13 protein-coding genes are annotated in these 15,758 nt (G+C 72.6%); 4 read left to right on the top strand and 9 right to left on the bottom strand.

Features of this window, described 5'->3' with window-relative positions; translation table 11 throughout:
- Window positions 1-163: 163 nt before the first annotated feature.
- From LHJ74_RS11390 to LHJ74_RS11350, 9 genes are all read right to left on the bottom strand, one after another.
- Complete coding sequence (locus LHJ74_RS11390; protein ID WP_260217882.1) at window positions 164-1,402, bottom strand: PP2C family protein-serine/threonine phosphatase; 1,239 nt, start codon at window positions 1,400-1,402, stop codon at window positions 164-166.
- A 2-nt stretch (window positions 1,403-1,404) separates the two neighbouring features.
- The gene (locus LHJ74_RS11385) at window positions 1,405-4,215 is read right to left on the bottom strand and encodes a serine/threonine-protein kinase (RefSeq protein ID WP_260217789.1); all 2,811 of its coding nucleotides are present in this window, start codon (window positions 4,213-4,215) and stop codon (window positions 1,405-1,407) included.
- Window positions 4,208-5,557 carry a coiled-coil domain-containing protein gene (locus LHJ74_RS11380; RefSeq protein ID WP_260217788.1) on the bottom strand — a complete coding sequence of 450 codons (1,350 nt, stop codon included), beginning with the start codon at window positions 5,555-5,557 and terminating at the stop codon, window positions 4,208-4,210. The genes LHJ74_RS11385 and LHJ74_RS11380 overlap by 8 nt, the downstream gene beginning before the upstream one ends.
- Before the next feature lie 109 nt (window positions 5,558-5,666).
- A complete protein-coding gene (locus LHJ74_RS11375; protein WP_260217787.1) occupies window positions 5,667-6,737 on the bottom strand; it encodes a glutamate ABC transporter substrate-binding protein in 1,071 nt (356 codons plus the stop codon).
- Window positions 6,738-6,748: 11 nt separating this feature from the next.
- Window positions 6,749-8,167, bottom strand: a complete 1,419-nt coding sequence (locus LHJ74_RS11370) for a GlnX family signal transduction membrane protein (protein ID WP_375546719.1) — start codon at window positions 8,165-8,167, stop codon at window positions 6,749-6,751.
- 217 nt (window positions 8,168-8,384) lie between these two features.
- Complete coding sequence (locus LHJ74_RS11365; RefSeq protein ID WP_260217880.1) at window positions 8,385-9,416, bottom strand: N-acetylglucosamine kinase; 1,032 nt, start codon at window positions 9,414-9,416, stop codon at window positions 8,385-8,387.
- Complete coding sequence (locus LHJ74_RS11360) at window positions 9,413-10,678, bottom strand: 6-phospho-beta-glucosidase (RefSeq protein ID WP_260217786.1); 1,266 nt, start codon at window positions 10,676-10,678, stop codon at window positions 9,413-9,415. The genes LHJ74_RS11365 and LHJ74_RS11360 overlap by 4 nt, the downstream gene beginning before the upstream one ends.
- Before the next feature lie 29 nt (window positions 10,679-10,707).
- The gene (locus LHJ74_RS11355; RefSeq protein WP_260217785.1) at window positions 10,708-12,045 is read right to left on the bottom strand and encodes an ROK family transcriptional regulator; all 1,338 of its coding nucleotides are present in this window, start codon (window positions 12,043-12,045) and stop codon (window positions 10,708-10,710) included.
- Window positions 12,046-12,185: 140 nt separating this feature from the next.
- The gene (locus LHJ74_RS11350) at window positions 12,186-13,196 is read right to left on the bottom strand and encodes a mechanosensitive ion channel family protein (protein WP_260217784.1); all 1,011 of its coding nucleotides are present in this window, start codon (window positions 13,194-13,196) and stop codon (window positions 12,186-12,188) included.
- A 374-nt stretch (window positions 13,197-13,570) separates the two neighbouring features.
- Here LHJ74_RS11350 and LHJ74_RS11345 point away from each other — a divergent pair, with 374 nt between their 5' ends.
- The 4 genes from LHJ74_RS11345 (at window position 13,571) to LHJ74_RS11330 (ending at window position 15,677) form a co-directional block, all read left to right on the top strand.
- Complete coding sequence (locus LHJ74_RS11345; protein WP_260217783.1) at window positions 13,571-14,110, top strand: HNH endonuclease; 540 nt, start codon at window positions 13,571-13,573, stop codon at window positions 14,108-14,110.
- A 362-nt stretch (window positions 14,111-14,472) separates the two neighbouring features.
- Window positions 14,473-14,733, top strand: coding sequence for a hypothetical protein (locus tag LHJ74_RS11340; protein ID WP_375546718.1), 261 nt, complete (start codon window positions 14,473-14,475; stop codon window positions 14,731-14,733).
- A gap of 82 nt (window positions 14,734-14,815) precedes the next feature.
- Entirely contained in the window at window positions 14,816-15,031 is a 216-nt protein-coding gene (locus LHJ74_RS11335; protein WP_375546726.1) for a hypothetical protein, read from the top strand.
- A 25-nt stretch (window positions 15,032-15,056) separates the two neighbouring features.
- On the top strand, window positions 15,057-15,677 hold the full coding sequence (locus LHJ74_RS11330; RefSeq protein ID WP_260217781.1) for a GNAT family N-acetyltransferase: 621 nt from the start codon (window positions 15,057-15,059) through the stop codon (window positions 15,675-15,677).
- The last annotated feature ends 81 nt before the right edge of the window (window positions 15,678-15,758 follow it).

Below are 15,758 nucleotides of genomic sequence, written 5' to 3'. Positions count from 1 at the left end.
TCCTGTTCTGCAGCGGCCGCGGAAAGAGGGGCGGGCACATGTGCCCCGGATGTGAACGGAGCCCGTCCCACCGGACTCCGTGTCCTTCCCCTCGGATCGCTCCATCCGATCCCCGCGGGTCAGCAGACTCCGCCGCGGACCGCGACCGTCAAGAGCGCCGCGCTCAGGCCGATCCTGCCCCCTCCGGGAGCATCGGGAACGGCACGATCGCCACTGTTACGTTGTCGTGCCCGCCCGCGTCGAGCGCGTAGCCGACGAGATGCTGTGCCGAGTGCAGCGGCCTCAGGCGTGCGTCGTGCGGGACCGCGGCGGCCATCTCCTCGGCGGATTCCGCGTAGTTCCACAGTCCGTCGGTGCACACCACCACCACGCCCGCACGGTCCGGCTTGAAGGAAGCGGTGTGCGGATCGAGGTCGTACGCGTCCGCGCCGAGCCAGCCGGTGATCGCGTGGGCGCGGGAGTCCGCGTACGCCTCGGGCTCGTTCATCAGACCCGCCGCCACCATCTGGGCGGCCCACGAGTCGTCCTCGGTCAGCCGGGCCGACCGGGCGGTGCGGTCGTCCGGCACCCAGTAGGCACGGCTGTCCCCGACCCAGCCGACGGTCAGCAGTCCGCCCGCGATGACGGCGCTGACGATGGTGCAGGCCGGGGCGTTGCGCTGGGCTTCCGCGTCCGCCTCGGTGGCCAGCGCGCTGACCGCCTCGGCCGCCGCGAACAGCGCGTCGTGCATGGCCTGCTGGATGTGCACGCCGCGGGGTACGGAGCCGCGCATCGCCGAGCAGGCCGCCTCGGCGGCGGCGGTCGACGCCTCGTCGGAGCGGCTGGCGGAGGAGACGCCGTCACAGACGACGGCGATGGTCGCCAGCGAGCCGTCGGCCAGCGCGGGCTCGTCGATGGCGAAGAAGTCCTCGTTGTGGTGGTGCCGCAGACCGCGGTCGCTGGCGGCGGCCACCGTGCCGAGTTCGTGCTCCATGTGGTCGCGCGCGTGCGGCTGCTTGTGTCCGCAGTGCTCGCAGTAGCCGTCGTCGTCGATGGTGCCGGTGCCGCAGGCGACACAGCGCGGGCCCAGTGGCTCCGGTTCACCCGTGGCCGCCGCGAGCGGGTCCACCGTACGCGGGTCCGGGACGGTGCCGGGCGTCGCGGCGGGCGTGGCGGCGGGCGGCGGCAGTAGCGCGGAGGCGTCCGGGGCGGGCGGCTCGGCGGGGGAGAGCGTGAAATCCGCCCCCGCGTCGGCCGGGGGCAGCCGCGCGCCGTTGACCGCGAGGGTCGGGCGGTCGGCGTCCGCTCCGGCCGCCGGCACGGCGGTCCGCAGATCGGCGCCGCAGGCACCGCAGAAGAGGTCACCCTCCTCCAGCGGCTCCGCGCAACCGGGACAGTCGGACACTTGGTCGAGCTGCGGCATTGTCACACCCACGTCCTGGGGCGGAATCGGTTGGCCCGTTCCACCAGTTCGATCCTCTCCGTACTGGACTGCGCCAGCCGCGCGAGCCGCCGGTACGAACGTTCCAGCCCCAGGCGGAGGCGGTCCTCGTCCAACGGTTCGCCGAGAAGCTTCTCGTCGTTACGGAGCACGTCCTCGGGCGCGAGGATCGAGCCCGCGAGCACCCAGTCGAGCGCGATGCCCAGCACCTCGGAGGTCAGCTCCTCCTGGCGCAGCGCGTCGAGGCCCAGCTCCCGCAGCCGTTCGACCTGCTGCGCCGAGGTGTGCAAGTCGCCCATCAGCGGTTCCTCCGGGCGACGGTTCCGCAGCCTGACGCGCACGGTGGCGACGCCCGCCGCGATGAAGTAGATCGACGCCTCCGGCACCGACTCCAGTACCCGGACCGCGCCCTGACGGTCACCCATCGCCAGGCGGACGCGGGCGAGTCCGAAGGCGGCGCTCACATAGGTGGGGTCGGTCGCCCAGACCAGATGGTAGTACTCGGCGGCGTTGTCGAGCTGCCCCAGTACCTCCGCGCAGATACCCAGCGCCAGCTTGGGCGCCGGTTCGCCGGGGAACGCGTCGTACACCGCGTCGAAGGCGAGCGCGGCCGTCTCCCGGTCGCCGGTGACCAATGCGTACAGACCCCGGTACCAGACGACCCGCCAGTCGTCCGAATGCCCGGTCTCCAGATCGCGCAGCACGTCCCTGGCGGCCTGCAGGTCCCAGTCGGTGTCCATCTCCAGCCGGGCCCGCAGTTCGCGCAGCCTGCGCTCGATGGAGTCGGCGGGCGAGGACCACAGGGCCCGGAGGATCTCCGCGGGCGCCGAGGTCATCAGACCGGCGAGATAGCCCGCGTTGGGGTCGCCGGGGTCGACGCGCGGCACGGGCAGCGCGAGCGCGGTGGCCGCGGGCTGCAGCGGTACGAGCGCCGGGCCTGCGGCCTCCGGAACGGCCGCACCCGGTGGCGGTGTGCCCGGGGCGGGAGGCAGCCCGGGCCGGTCCGGCAGCCGTACGTGTGCCGGGGTGCTTCCGAAGGAGCCGTACTGGCCGACGGCCTGGCTCTGCTGGGCCAGCGTCGTGGCGGGCGGAGGGGGAGCGGGCGGCAGCGCGGTGCCGCCCGTGGACTGGCTCACAGCGGACTGGCCCGGAATCACGGCACCCACGGCGGACGGGTGGCCGCCGGATGCGGGAACCGCCGCGCCGCGGCCCCCGCGCCGGCGCGCGGCCGGCCGCCGGGCGCCCAGCCTGGAGGTGTCGCCGCTCGCGCCGGCGAGCAGCTCGGTGTCCACCACGCGCAGTTCCGCGCCCAGCAGCGTCGACATCGCGGGGTGCGGGCGCCCGGTCTGCAGCGAGACGACCTCCCGCAGCACGCCGGTCAGCTGCTCGGCCATCTCGACGGCCGAGGCGAAGCGCTGCCGCGGATCGGGATCGGTGGCACGGACCAGGAAGCGGTAGAAGGACTCGAACCTCCGGAAGGGCTCGATGCCCTCCGGCTCCGGGAGGCTGTCCACGAAGACGTTCGTGTAGCCCTGGAAGTCGAAGGTGAGCACGGCCAGCGTGCGCGCAACGGTGTACAGGTCGGAGGCGACCGAGGGCCCGGTCTCGGCAACTTCCGGCGCCTGGTAGCCGACCGTGCCGTAGATCGCGCTGTCCTGGTCGTCCATCCGCCGCACCGCACCCAGGTCGATCAGCTTCAGCTGGTCGTCCTGCTGGATCGCGTTGTCGACCTTGAAGTCGCAGTAGATGAGGTTGCGGCTGTGCAGGTGCGCCAGCGCCTCCAGCGCCTCGATGCCGTACGCGCACGCCTGCTCGACCGGCAGCGGGTCCCGTCTGCCCTCCGGGGTGCGGCGGGAGTTGGCCAGCTCCTTGAGGGACCTGCCGCCGACGTACTCCATCACGATGTAGCCGTCGAGGCTGCCGGTGCGCCGGTCGAGGTGTTCGACGAAGTTGTAGATGCGCACGATGTTCGCGTGCTCGATCTCCGCCAGGAAGCGCCGCTCGGAGATGGCGGCGGCCATCGCGTCCTCGTCGCCCGTGTCCAGCAGGCCCTTGAGTACCACCCAGCGGTCGGCGACCGCACGGTCCACGGCCAGATAGATCCAGCCCAGCCCACCGTGCGCCAGACAGCCCGCGATCTCGTACTGGCCGTGCACGACGTCGCCCGTACGCAGCTTGGGCACGAAGGAGTAGGGGTGTCCGCACTTGGTGCAGAAGCCCTCGGTACGCCCGGGCCGCGTGCCGCGCGCGCGGCCGACCGGTGCGCCGCAGTCCCCGCTGCTGCAGAAGCGCTTCCGCTCCGGCACCTCCGGGTTGTCCAGCACCACCGTGGCCGGGTCCGCCTTCGGCACGCCGGGCACCGCGACCAGGCCCAGGCCCAGCCTGCCCCGCCCCGACGTGCTGGCACTGCCGCTGGAGCTGCGCACCGAAACATGCTGGGCGGACGCGGTCGCGCCGAGCGAGAGCGACCGGGACAGCCGCCCCGAGACCGAGCGCCGCGAGGACTGGGAACGGGCGGAGGCGCGGGAGGAACGCGAGGAACTGCGGGACGATTCACGGGAGGAGCCCGAAGAACCCGCAGACCGGCCGGACGAGGACGGAGACGAGGAGGACCCGCCGCCCCGCCCCGCGCCGGTCAGGCCCGTCGGCGTGGCGCCGATCATGCCGCCGGGCGAGACGACGGGCGCGAGGCCGCAGGTGTCGCAGTACAGCTCCCCGCCGCCCATGTCCTCGTACGCTCCCGTGCAGCCGGGGCGCTGGCACTTCCTCCGCGACGTCTCCGGCGTCTCACTCATGAATCCCCCTACGGTCGGCGTGGGCGGCTCCGCCCTGCCGTGGTACCAGGACTTCCTGTGCCGTCCGCTGGTAGCGCAGCACCGCGTCCTCCGCCGCCCGCAGATCGCACGGGGCGCTCCACAGCATGCGGCGGGCCGCGTCGTAGCGCTCGATCAGTATCCGGTCCTCCGCCATGCCGTGCTGGGCGACCTTCGCCCGGTAGGCGTCCAGCCGGCCGCGCAGCTCCGCCCGTACGGCGAGCGGGGCCGTCACGGCCGAGAGCGAGGCGCGGGCCCGCTCCAGTTCGTCCTCGGCACGCTGCTCCAGACTCTCCAGCAGCGGGGACAGCCGGTGCCACTGGGAATGGCGGCGGTATTCGACGGCCCGGGAGAGCAGCTCGTGAAGGGCGGTCGGCGGGCCGCTGACGGCGGGCACCTCGAAGGCCGCGATCTTCGCCAGCACCTCGACCCGCGCCGTACGGGCCTCGGCGAGGGTGCGGTCGGCGCGCGAGAGGAGGTCCCGCAGGCTCATCAGCCGCTGCTCGGCATCCTGGCGGACGGTCAGCACCGCGTCGATCTCCCGGCGGACGTCCTCCAGCGCGCGGGCGGCGCGGTCGTACCGGGAGGTGTCGGGCCGCCCGCCGCCGGGCGCCGAACTGCCGCCGGTCGGGCTCCAGAAGGCGAGCGGATCGCGCAGCACCTCGGCGCGCAGCTCGGTGAGCTGCGCGGTGATCTGGTCCAGTTCGTCGCCCGAGGGGTGCTCGCCCGGGCGTACACCGACCGAGTGGGCGAGCGAGCGCACCCGCTGCAGCTCGGCGGCGAGCAGGTCTATCCGGGCGGGCAGGGCGGACCACACCGAGTCGGCCGCAGCGACGACGTCCAGCGCCTGGGCATACCAGCCGTTCATCCGCTGGACCAGGTCGCCGAGGGTCAACTCCTCGGTGAGACGGGCGGCCTGGCCCAGCTCGCCGCCGCCCGGCCCGTTGCTGCCCGGCTCCGGCGGCACCGCACCGGGGACGCTGGCACCGGCAACCGTCAGAGTGCCGCGCAGCAGTCCGGTCAGTTCGGCGAGATCGTCCCGGCTCGGCCAGCGGCGCCGGGCCCGCAGCTCGCGCGCGTTGTGCAGGGTGCGGGTGTAGGTGTCGAAGCCGCTCCACAGGCGCGTGATCACCTGTTCGGCTCCCGTCCAGCGCTGCTCGGTGAGACCGGCCAGCTGCGCGCCTTCCAGCAGCCGCCGACCCGCGTGGTCCTGGAGCGCCAGCAGCGAGGTCTCGACCGCCTCGTGCTCGGCGTCCAGCCGCGCCAGCGCACGGTCGACCTCCTCCCGGCTCATCACCGGCCCGGTGGGTCCCGAGGGGCCCATCGATCACCTCACTGATTCTCTCGTGCCATCTCGCGCCGTGCCCGGTCGTCCGCGCCTGCTGCCGCTGTGCCTCTCCTCCTCCGCCTCCTGCCGTCGCTGCTGCTCTGTCTCAGTCCTCGGGCTTGTAGGCCGGTTCCGGCGGTTCGGGCTCCTCGTCCGTGCCGGTGTCCATCATGTCGGCCAGCCAGTCCTCGTACGAGAGCCTCCAGGGGCTTTCGTCGCCGCCCTTTCGGTACTCCTCCAGGACGTGGTTGACCCGCCGGACGAGATCCTCGTCCTCCAGGCTCATCGCCACACCGTAGGGCTCGATGGTGGCTGGTTCCCCGACCAGCTTCACCGACGGGTCCTGGGCAGCCTGCCCGGCGCCGAGCGCGTTGTCGGTCAGCACGGCGTCCGCCTCGCCGAGCTGGATGCGCACCAGGCAGTCCAGCTGGTTGGCGACCTTTACCTGCTTGGCCCCCAGATCCTTGAAGTCGTCGCTCTCCAGCAGCTTTTCGGCCGTGGAGCCCTTCGCGTTGCAGACCCGCTTGCCCCGGACGCTCTCGTCCAGCCCGGTGATCCGGCTCTTCTTGGGGACCAGCATCTGCTGGCCGCTCTCGAAGTAAGCGGTGGAGAAGGCGACTTCGTCGATCCGGTCGCAGTTGACCGTCATGGTGCGCACCACCATGTCGACGTCGCCCTTCTGGATCGCCGGGATGCGCTGGTCCGTCGGGATGGTCTTGTAGACGATCTCGGGCTTGTCACCGAGCAGATCCTCGGCGACGGCCTCGACGAGGTCGATGTCGAAGCCCTCGATGGTGCCCGTCGTCGGGTCGCGGTAGCCCCACAGGTAGCTGTTCTGGTCGACGCCGACGACGAGCTGATCCGCCTCCTGGATGCGCTTGACCGCCGGGCCGGCCGTGTCGGCGGCCGGCAGACTCTCCGCCGGGTCACGGCCGTTGTCGCACTTCTCCCGCTCGGGCGCCGCTGCGGCCGGCGCGGCCGCCTGCCCGTCCGTGGCCCGCCGGGTCTCCGGACGGCCGCCCGATCCGTCACCGCCCGTGCTGGCCAGCGCGGTCGGCACCAGTACGGCCGCGGCGACCGCGAGGCCGCTCACGCCCGCCACGACCGCCGTGCGTCCGGTACGCCCTGGGCGGTCCGTGTGCCCCGCGTTCCTGATGCGCCTGCTCCGACTTCTCATGGGACCGCCCCTCACCGGTATTCCGAGAGCCTGCGGCCGATGCCCAGCAACGCCGCCGCCGCGCCGAGTACGGCAAGTACCGCCGCCCCGACGGCCAGCCAGGTAAGCGCCCCCCGGCCGTCGTCCGCGGCACGCTCGAACTCCGCCTGCTCGTGCTCGCTCGCCTTCTTGAGGCTTTCGTCGACCTCGTCGAAGGACTCTCCGGTGCTGCCCTTCGGCTGGATCACCAGGTCCACCGCCGCGTCGTACCGCCCGCTGTCCTCCATGGCCCTGGCCTCGTTGTGCCGCTTCCGCCAGTCCTTGACCGACTCGTAGGCGTCGTCGACCGGGTCACGGCCCTGCGCGTCGTCCGCCCTGGAGAGCGCGGCGGCCAACTGCCCGCCCATCTCGCCCTTCGGGGATCCGGCGACCGCGTTCATCCGTTTGCCGTAGCTCTCGTCGTACTCGCTGCCCGCGCCCCGGGCGACCAGCCACATGTTCTCCTCGCCGCGAGCCTGGAGCGAGCCGATCCATGCCTCGTTGAGCGCGTGCAGTGACCGGGCGCCGTGCTCGTCGGATTCGCCGAGCCCCGAGCGCGCGAACGCGTGCCCGGCCGTCAGCCACAGCAGTGCGACGAGCGTCGCGGCGGTGGCTCCCAGGAGGCCGGGATTGAACACCCGGTTCGTACGGTGGTAGTGGCGGCGCTGCGCCCAGCCGAGCCCCGCCATGGTGAGCACCCCGAGGGTGAGCGCGATCCAGGGCCAGGACTTCGCGTCGTCGTAGTCCTGGTGCAGCCGCGCGGTCTCCGTCTCGTACAACTCCTTGGCGGCGGGCAGCAGTTCCTCGTGCATCCGCTCGTTGGCATAGCGCAGATACGCGCCGCCCAGCGGCAGGCCCTGCCGGTTGTTGGCGCGTGCGGACTCCACCAGCCCGGTGTAGCGCGGGAGTTCGCGGTTGAGCTTGGCGATCTGGCGCTGTGCGGAAGCGGATCCCCGGGAGTTCGCGGCGGCCGAGGCCAGCAGTTCCGAGGCCGTACGGACGTTCAGCTCGTACCGCTCGCGCACGCTGCGGGGCTCGTCGCCCCCGGCCAGGAAGCCGCTGGACGCCGTTGTGTTGGCGGTGGCGAGCGAGCGGTAGATGCTCGCGGCCTCGGCGCTCAGCGGCTGGCTGTGGTCGACGACGGAGGCCGCGGCGTCCGACCTGTCGCTCACCTGCCAGGCGGTGACCGCTCCGAACACGACGATCAGCGCGGCCAGCGCGGCTCCGATGATCCGCAGCCGGCCCGGCTCGGTCGTCGCCGCCGTGCGCAGCCGCCGCACGCCCTCGGTCCAGGCGGTGGTGCGGCCGGGAGGGTTCTCGGGGGGTGGCAGGCCGGAGGACTGCTCCGGGGAGCCGGGCGGCGCCGACTGGGGGGGAGGTGGCACTGTGCGCACGTCGGGCGGCTGGGTCACGGCTCTAAAGACCTCCCCCTTGGTCGCTGACAGGGCCGCGCACCCGTTGCACCTTTGGGTCGCGACAGCTCCGGGTCCACGGGCAGCAGTATGGCGGCACGGACCCTTCACCACACCGTTATTGCCGGGATCTTGTTCGGATCGCGATCTTCAGCTCTGGTCTCCTGCCTCTCCACACGCGTGGGGCACCAGTTCGGTTCCCCGTGCCGCGTGGACGTCAGGCACCGGCGGTGTCGCACTGCTCGCGCAGCCGTGCGTACGCCCCCTCCGCGGCGCGCAGTTCATCCAGAGCCAGCAGCCCGGCCCCGAGCACCGGCGGCGCGGAGACCAGCCGTGCGGTCGCCCTGGGCGCACGGTCGGCGAGACCTTCGGTGAGCCGGTCGTGCAGCATCGGATGCCGGGCGGCGAGGACGCTGCCACCCAGCAGCACCGGGGTCGCGTGGGCGAGCAGGCCGAGCCGGGTCAGCGTGACGGCCGCCAGCGCAACGATCTCGTCGGCCTGGCGGTGCACCAGCGCGCGGGCCACCGGATCACCGGCCGCCGCCACCTCGAAAAGCAGTGGGGCCAGTTCATGCTTCCGGGTGACCGGGACATCGCCCAGATGGAGGCCCTCGATCAGCGCGTACATGGTGGGCAGTCCGAAGTACGCGGGGAGCGCGCGGGCGAGTTCCGTGCACTCTCCCCTGCCGTCCTCGGCGCGGGCGGCATGCCACAGCGCCTCGTCGGAGAGGCCCCCGCCGCCGCCCCAGTCGCCGGAGAGGCGGCCGAGGGCCGGGAAGCGGTGCACACGGCCGTCGTCGGCACGCCCCACGCAGTTGACCCCCGCGCCGCAGACGACGGCGACGCCGCGGCGCACCGAGCCGTCGTCGGGCAGGCCCGCGCGCAGCACCGCGAAGGTGTCGTTTGCCACGTGCGTGGCGCGCCCCCAGCCCCGGCGGCCGACCGCTGCCGTCACCTCCCGCTCCTCGCGCGGGAGATCGGCGTTGGCGAGACAGGCGGAGACGAGGGCGAACGGCGGTTCCGTCCCGGCGGCGCGGGCCGCGCGGGCGATGGTCAGCTCCAGGTCGTCGAGCGCGGTCTCCACGCCGACGACCGGAGGCTGGAAGCCGCCGCCGCGCGCGGTGCCGAGAACGGCCCCGTCGGCGGCGACGACCGCCACATCGGTCTTGCTGTTGCCCGCGTCGACGGCGAGGAACGCTTCGCCGGGGGACCGGCCGCCGGTGGTACGGCCGTCGGCGGTGTCGTTCAGAGCCACGCGAGGTGCTCCCGGTTGTGGGCGAGCAGGCTGTCCGTCAGGGCCTCGGCACGGTCGTACTGGCCGACCAGCGGGTGGGCGAGCAGGGAGCGGAAGACCCGGTCACGGCCACCGTGCAGCGCGGCTTCCAGGGCGAGCTGCTCGTAGGCGGTGACATGGGAGACGAGGCCCGCGTACAGAGGGTCGAGGGTGGGGGCGGGCAGTGGCCGGGCGCCGGAACGGGAGACGCGGGCCGGGACTTCGATGACGGCGTCGTCGGGGAGGAAGGGCAGCGTGCCGTCGTTGCGGGTGTTGACGACCTGTACGGTGCCCGCGCTGTCGGTCAGGAGCGAGGCGGCGAGTGCGACGGCGGCCTCGGAGTAGAACGCGCCGCCCCGCTCGGCCAGCAGCGCGGGCTTCTCGTCCAGCGCCGGATCCTCGTACATCTCCAGCAGCCGCGCCTCCATGGCCGCGACCTCGCTCGCCCGGGACGGCTTCGTCCGCATCTCGGCGACGGTCTCGTCGTGCGCGTAGTAGTAGCGCAGGTAGTAGGAGGGCACCACGCCCAGACGCTCCAGGAGCGGCGGCGGCAGGTGCAGTTCGCCGGCGATACGGGGGCCGTGTTCGGCGAGCAGCCGGGGCAGTACGTCCGCACCGTCCGGGCCGCCGAGGCGTACTCCCAGCTCCCAGGTGAGGTGGTTGAGGCCGTAGTGGTCCAGATGGACCTCGGCCGGATCCGTTTCCAGCAGCGCGGCGAACTTGCGCTGGAGATGGATCGCGACGTTGCACAGTCCGACTGCCCGGTGCCCGTGCTGGAGCAGGGCGCGGGTGACGATGCCGACGGGGTTGGTGAAGTCGATGATCCAGGCGTCCGGATTCCGGCGGCGTATCCGTTCGGCGATGTCGAGGACGACCGGCACGGTGCGCAGCGCCTTGGCGAGGCCGCCCGCGCCGGTGGTCTCCTGCCCCACACAGCCGCACTGCAGCGGCCAGGCTTCGTCCTTGGCCCGGGCTGCCTGACCGCCCACGCGCAGCTGGAGCAGGACGGCGTCGGCGCCGTCGACGGCGGTGTCCAGATCGGAGGTGGTGGTGATGCGGCCCTGGTGGCCCTGCTTGGCGAAGATCCGGCGGGCCAGGCCGCCGACGGTCGCCAGGCGTTCGGCCGCCGGGTCGACGAGGACCAGCTCGGTCAGCGGGAGGGTGTCGCGCAGCCTGGCGAATCCGTCGATGAGTTCGGGGGTGTAGGTGGAACCCCCGCCAACTACTGCGAGTTTCATATGGTCCGGTCCACTCCTGGAGAGTCGGGTCAGTATCGGGTCGGCGGGGGGTCGGGTCGGTGCGTGGTGTCGAAGACTTCGTCGCGGGTGGCCGCCAGGGCGCTCTCCAGCGCGCCGCTCAGCACCGGGTGCGCGGTGACGCTGCCCAGCACCAGCCGGGGCCGGGGGACTGCCAGCTCGGCCAGCTCGGCGCGGACCAGCTCGCGCAGGGGTTCGCCGCCCGCCGCCAGCACGCCGCCGGAGAGCACGATCAGCTGCGGGTCGAGCACCGCGACCATGGCGGCGAGGCCGATCGCGGTGCCGGTGGCGAAACCGCGCAGCAGCGCGTCGTACGGTCCGGTGCCGCCGGTGCCCGCGGGTCCGGCCGCGGGTCCGTCTGCCGTTCCGGCCGTACCCGCGTCCGCCGCTCGCCGAAGCAGGTCCGCCGCGGCCTCGTGCGGGGCGGCGTCCGGGGAGTAGGGCAGGCCGAGATCGCGTGCCAGCCGCAGGACGCCGCCCGCACCAGCCAGTTCCTGGAAGCCGCCGCTGCCGATCCGAGCGGCGTCTCGTACGAGCGGTGTGTGCGGCACGGGGAGGAAGCCGACCTCCCCGGCGCCGCCGGTCCGGCCCCGGTGCAGCCTGCCGCCGATGACCAGGGCCGCGCCGATGCCCTGCTCGTTCCAGAGCAGCACGAAGTCCTCGCAGCCGTCGGCCGCTCCGCCGCGCATCTCGGCGACGGCGGCCAGGTTCACGTCGTTGTCGAAGGAGAGCGGCATCGGCAGCGCGGCTGCCAGCTCGTCCAGCAGGTCGGGGGAGTGCCAGCCCGGAAGGTGCGCGGCGTAGCGGAGCCGTCCGGTGCCGGGGTCGAAGGCGCCGGGGGTGCCGATCACCACGCGGTGCAGGTCGGTAGGGAGCAGACCGGCAGCAGCGGTCGCCCCGTCCACCGCCCGTACGACCAGTTCGGGGGTGCTGGGGGGTGGCGTGGCAGCGGTGCTGCGGCGGTCGGGGGCGGGCACCTCGTGGGTGCCGACGACGCGGCCCGTGAGGTCGGCGACGGCGGCGTGCAGCCCGGTGGTGGTCACATCGAGGGCGGCGACATGCGCGGCCCGCGGATTGACCGCGTAGAGCTGGGCGCTGGGACCGGGGCGGCCCGCGCCGGTGGCGGTGCCCGTGGCCGGGCCGCCGCTCGTGCCGCTGGTGATGACCAGGCGCGCGGTCTGGAGCCGGGCCAGCAGCTGGGAGGCGGTCGGCTTGGACAGGCCGGTGAGCTCGCCCAGGCGGCCGCGCGAGAGCGGGCCGTGCGTGAGGAGGAGATCGAGCGCGGCGCGGTCGTTCATCGCGCGCAGCACTTGCGGAGTGCCCGGGTGCGCCGGGGACTGCTTGCCCATCTGCGGCCCTTCTGACCCGTCCCGCCGACCCCGCCCTGCGGCGAACTGTTAGGAAGGTTTCCTGTTCATCGCTCAGTCGGGACTGTAGAGCCCGCCCCGGGGCGCGTCAACGGCGCGGTACGGGCTCGACCGCCCCTCACTCACTTCTGCAGCCGGACCGGCCCCGAGTCGTTTGCGGGCCGCCGCGCCGCCTCCAGTGCCAGCGACTCGTCGTCGACGATCCGGATCCCCCGCCGGTCGAGCTCCCGCTTGATCCGCCAGCGCAGCTCCCGCTCCACCCCGAGCGCCTCGTCGGGCATCGTGCGGACGGAGACCCGGACCACCATCGACTCCAGCGTCACGGAGTCCAGCCCCAGCACCTCCACCGGAGCCCACAGCACCTCGTCCCACGGCTGGGACTTCGACATCTCCTCACCGGCCATGGAGATCGCCTCCCGTACGGTCTCCAGGTCCTCGTCGGCGCGGACCTGGACGTCCACCCCCGCGGTCGCCCAGCCCTGGCTGAGATTGCCGACGCGCTTGATCTCGCCGTTGCGCACGTACCAGATCTCGCCGTCGACGCCGCGCAGCTTGGTGACCCGCAGTCCGATCTCCAGCACTGTCCCGGTGGCCTCGCCCGCGTCGATCCGGTCGCCCACGCCGTACTGGTCCTCCAGCAGCATGAAGGTCCCGGTCAGCACGTCGGTGACCAGGTTCCGCGCGCCGAAGCCGAGCGCGACTCCCGCGACGCCGGCGCTCGCCAGCAGCGGCGCCAGGTCGATGCCGAGGGTGGACATCACGATCAGGGCGGCCGTGCCCATGATCACGATGGTGGTGACGCTGCGCAGCACCGAGCCGATGGCCTCGGAACGCTGCCGCCGCCGCTCGTGGTTGACCAGCAGTCCGCGCAGCGCGTTGCCGCTGGCGTCGGCTGCCGCGTTGCGGTTCATCCGCCGGAGGAACTTGCTGATGGCCCGCCGCACGACATAGCGGAGCACCACCGCGATCGCCAGGATCAGCAGCATGCGCAGCCCGGCGGCCAGCCAGTCCGACCAGTTCTCCTCGAACCAGCCCGCGGCGTTCGTCGCCGTCTCATGGGCCTCGTCGAGTGACGTGGTGCCCTCGGGCGGAGGGGTGGCACCCAGCAACCAGGACACAGCAGTACCTTCCATGCGGGACGCGCCCCGGGGGCGCTGGCGGATGTGCGCGGGGGACGCACATCCGGTGAACACACTAATGGCCCACGTTCCGCACAAACGGCGCCCAGTCCATGCCCCCTTCGTGCCCCGGATCCGCCCCGGATCCGCGCCGGATCCGCGCCGGATCCGCGCCGGAGCGGGCGCGGGCTGCGCGGGCGCACGGGGTTGACCTCCAGGCGGCCGACACCGCCCCGACCAGGCACGCCACTGGGTGAATTGCCCGGTGTGGCGGAAAACACGCCTGGTGCGTTACGCGGTCGTGGTGGCGCGGCCAAGGGAGCTCAGGACACACTGAGGGGAGATCGTCACGGCGCGAGCCACGCGCCGCCGACGTAGGAGGAGGCACCGTGCCGCATGTCCTGGTCCTCAACGCGTCGTACGAGCCGCTCGGTGTCGTACCGCTCCGACGCGCCCTGATACTCGTCCTCAACGACAAGGCCATCAGCCTTGAGGACTCCGGCGCCCTGATGCACAGCGCGACCCATGTCATACCCGCACCCAGTGTGGTGCGGCTGAAACGATTCGTGCGGGTGCCTTTTCGCGGCCCCGTTCCCCTCACCCGCCGTGCGCTGTTCGCCCGGGACGGCGGCCGGTGCGCGTACTGCGGTGGTGTCGCCACCAGCGTCGACCATGTGGTTCCGCGCAGCAGGGGAGGACAGCACACCTGGGAGAACGTGGTGGCGGCCTGCCGCCGCTGCAACCATGTGAAGGCGGACCGTCATGTCGCGGAGATCGGCTGGCGGCTGAGGCACAATCCCGCGCCGCCGTCGGGTCTGGCCTGGCGGATCATCGGCACGGGGCATAGGGATCCGCGCTGGTTGCCGTACCTGCAACCGTACGGCGCGGACGACGACCTCGCCCGGATCGACGGCAGAGTTTCTGCCTGAGACCCGGGTTTTTGTGTGTCGCGGCCTGACGTCCCGCCGGGAAGGCCCCGGCGGGAGCGGCCTGCCGCCCTGCCGCCTTCCGCCCCCGCGCCCCGTACACCGCGTACACCGCTCTCCAGCCGCGCCGCTCCCCGCCGGTCACCTGTGGTGACGGCCTGCCGCACCGGGTGACCGGGAAGGAAATCCTGGATCGGAGCACCCGGAATCACGGGAGTGTCTGCGTCCCCTGGGGCCCGGCGCCGTGAATTCGCCTGCGAAACACACGTGAGGTGGGACACGTTTGGCCCACACGGACGTCTGCGTGCCCGCAGGCTGGGTACAGGCACTATTGACCGTCACTCGTCCACGAACGGAGGCCCGCCGTGGCCACGTCCGCCGAACTCCTGATCAGCAGCCCCCTTCCGAAACAGGGGCACGAGCCGGTAGACCTGTCCGGCGTGTCCGACCCGGACTCCGGACTGGACGGCTCGTGCTCCATCGGATACCCGGAGCCACCACTGACGAGCGAGCCGCCGCTCGCCGACGTCGCTCCCCTGACCAGCGAGCTTCCCATCGCCGCCGAGCTCCCGCTGACCAGCGAGCCCACCGGCACCGGTCTGGGCACGGAGTCCGCGGACATCTGAGCGGACTTCTGACGGGCACCCCGGCCGCGCGCGCCGTCGGCCCATTGGTTACGTTGTGACCGTGGCAAACAAGAAGAACGCGATGCGCGCCGGTACTCTCGCCGCCGGGGCGGCCCTACCGCTGCTCCTGTCGTCTCCCGCCTTCGCCCTCACCCGCGACGACGGCGACGACCCGGGCCCCGGCCTGAGCGTCGTCGAGACACTCGGTATCTACGTCGGCCTGCCGATCCTGCTCTTCGCCGTGATCGCGGGCCTGGTCGTCATGGGTGAGAAGTCCCGCAAGCAGCCGAACACCTGACAGCCGTGCCGGCGCACTCGGGCGCATGACCTTCGCCCTGGACACCCCTCGGCTGCGCCTGCGGCACTTCGCCGCCACGGAAGCCGACGCGGCCGAGCTGACCGAGCTGCACAACGACCCCGACGTCATGCGCCACCTCAACGGTGGTCAACCGGTGTCGCCCGAGACCGTGCGCGGCGAGACGCTGCCCCGGATGCTGCGCTCGTATCCCTGCATGTCTTCCGGCACTGCGGAACCCTTCGGCGGCCACCCCGGCTTCTGGGCCGCCGAGGAGACGGCAGGGACGCGCACCGGCCGGTTCCTGGGCTGGTTCGAGTTCCGTCCTCTGGAGGAGGACAGCAGCGAGGTGGTCGAGCTGGGCTACCGGCTGCACAAGTCCGCTTGGGGCAGGGGCTACGCCACCGAGGGTTCCCGCGCCCTCATCCGGAGGGGCTTCACCGAGCTCGGCGTCCAACGGGTCACGGCCAACACGATGGCCGTCAACACCGCTTCCCGGCGGGTGATGGAGAAGTCGGGCCTTCAGCTGCACCGCACCTTCTTCCCCGACTGGCCGGACCCCCTCGAAGGCTCGGAGCACGGCGAGGTGGAGTACACCCTCGCCCGCGCGGACTGGCTCGGGACGGATCCGCCGCCGCGCACAGCATGAGCCGAACCATCGAGGTCCACCGGTCGGTTGACGGAAGGTTCCATCGGGTGACGCTGGTGCGGAGGCGGGCGCGGCGGCCAG

The organism is Streptomyces gossypii (genome assembly GCF_025165795.1).
GTDB lineage: Bacteria > Actinomycetota > Actinomycetes > Streptomycetales > Streptomycetaceae > Streptomyces > Streptomyces gossypii.
Note: the sequence above shows the minus strand (reverse complement) of the source record. Positions and strands in the feature narration are given on the sequence as shown.

Bases quoted from the DNA above. Each gene is read 5' to 3' on its own strand.
- LHJ74_RS11390 (WP_260217882.1), bottom strand. From the start codon at position 1,402: ATGCCGCAGCTCGACCAAGTGTCCGACTGTCCCGGTTGCGCGGAGCCG.
- LHJ74_RS11385 (WP_260217789.1), bottom strand. From the start codon at position 4,215: ATGAGTGAGACGCCGGAGACGTCGCGGAGGAAGTGCCAGCGCCCCGGC.
- LHJ74_RS11380 (WP_260217788.1), bottom strand. From the start codon at position 5,557: ATGGGCCCCTCGGGACCCACCGGGCCGGTGATGAGCCGGGAGGAGGTC.
- LHJ74_RS11375 (WP_260217787.1), bottom strand. From the start codon at position 6,737: ATGAGAAGTCGGAGCAGGCGCATCAGGAACGCGGGGCACACGGACCGC.
- LHJ74_RS11360 (WP_260217786.1), bottom strand. From the start codon at position 10,678: ATGAAACTCGCAGTAGTTGGCGGGGGTTCCACCTACACCCCCGAACTC.
- LHJ74_RS11355 (WP_260217785.1), bottom strand. From the start codon at position 12,045: ATGGGCAAGCAGTCCCCGGCGCACCCGGGCACTCCGCAAGTGCTGCGC.
- LHJ74_RS11350 (WP_260217784.1), bottom strand. From the start codon at position 13,196: ATGGAAGGTACTGCTGTGTCCTGGTTGCTGGGTGCCACCCCTCCGCCC.
- LHJ74_RS11335 (WP_375546726.1), top strand. From the start codon at position 14,816: ATGCGCGCCGGTACTCTCGCCGCCGGGGCGGCCCTACCGCTGCTCCTG.
- LHJ74_RS11330 (WP_260217781.1), top strand. From the start codon at position 15,057: ATGACCTTCGCCCTGGACACCCCTCGGCTGCGCCTGCGGCACTTCGCC.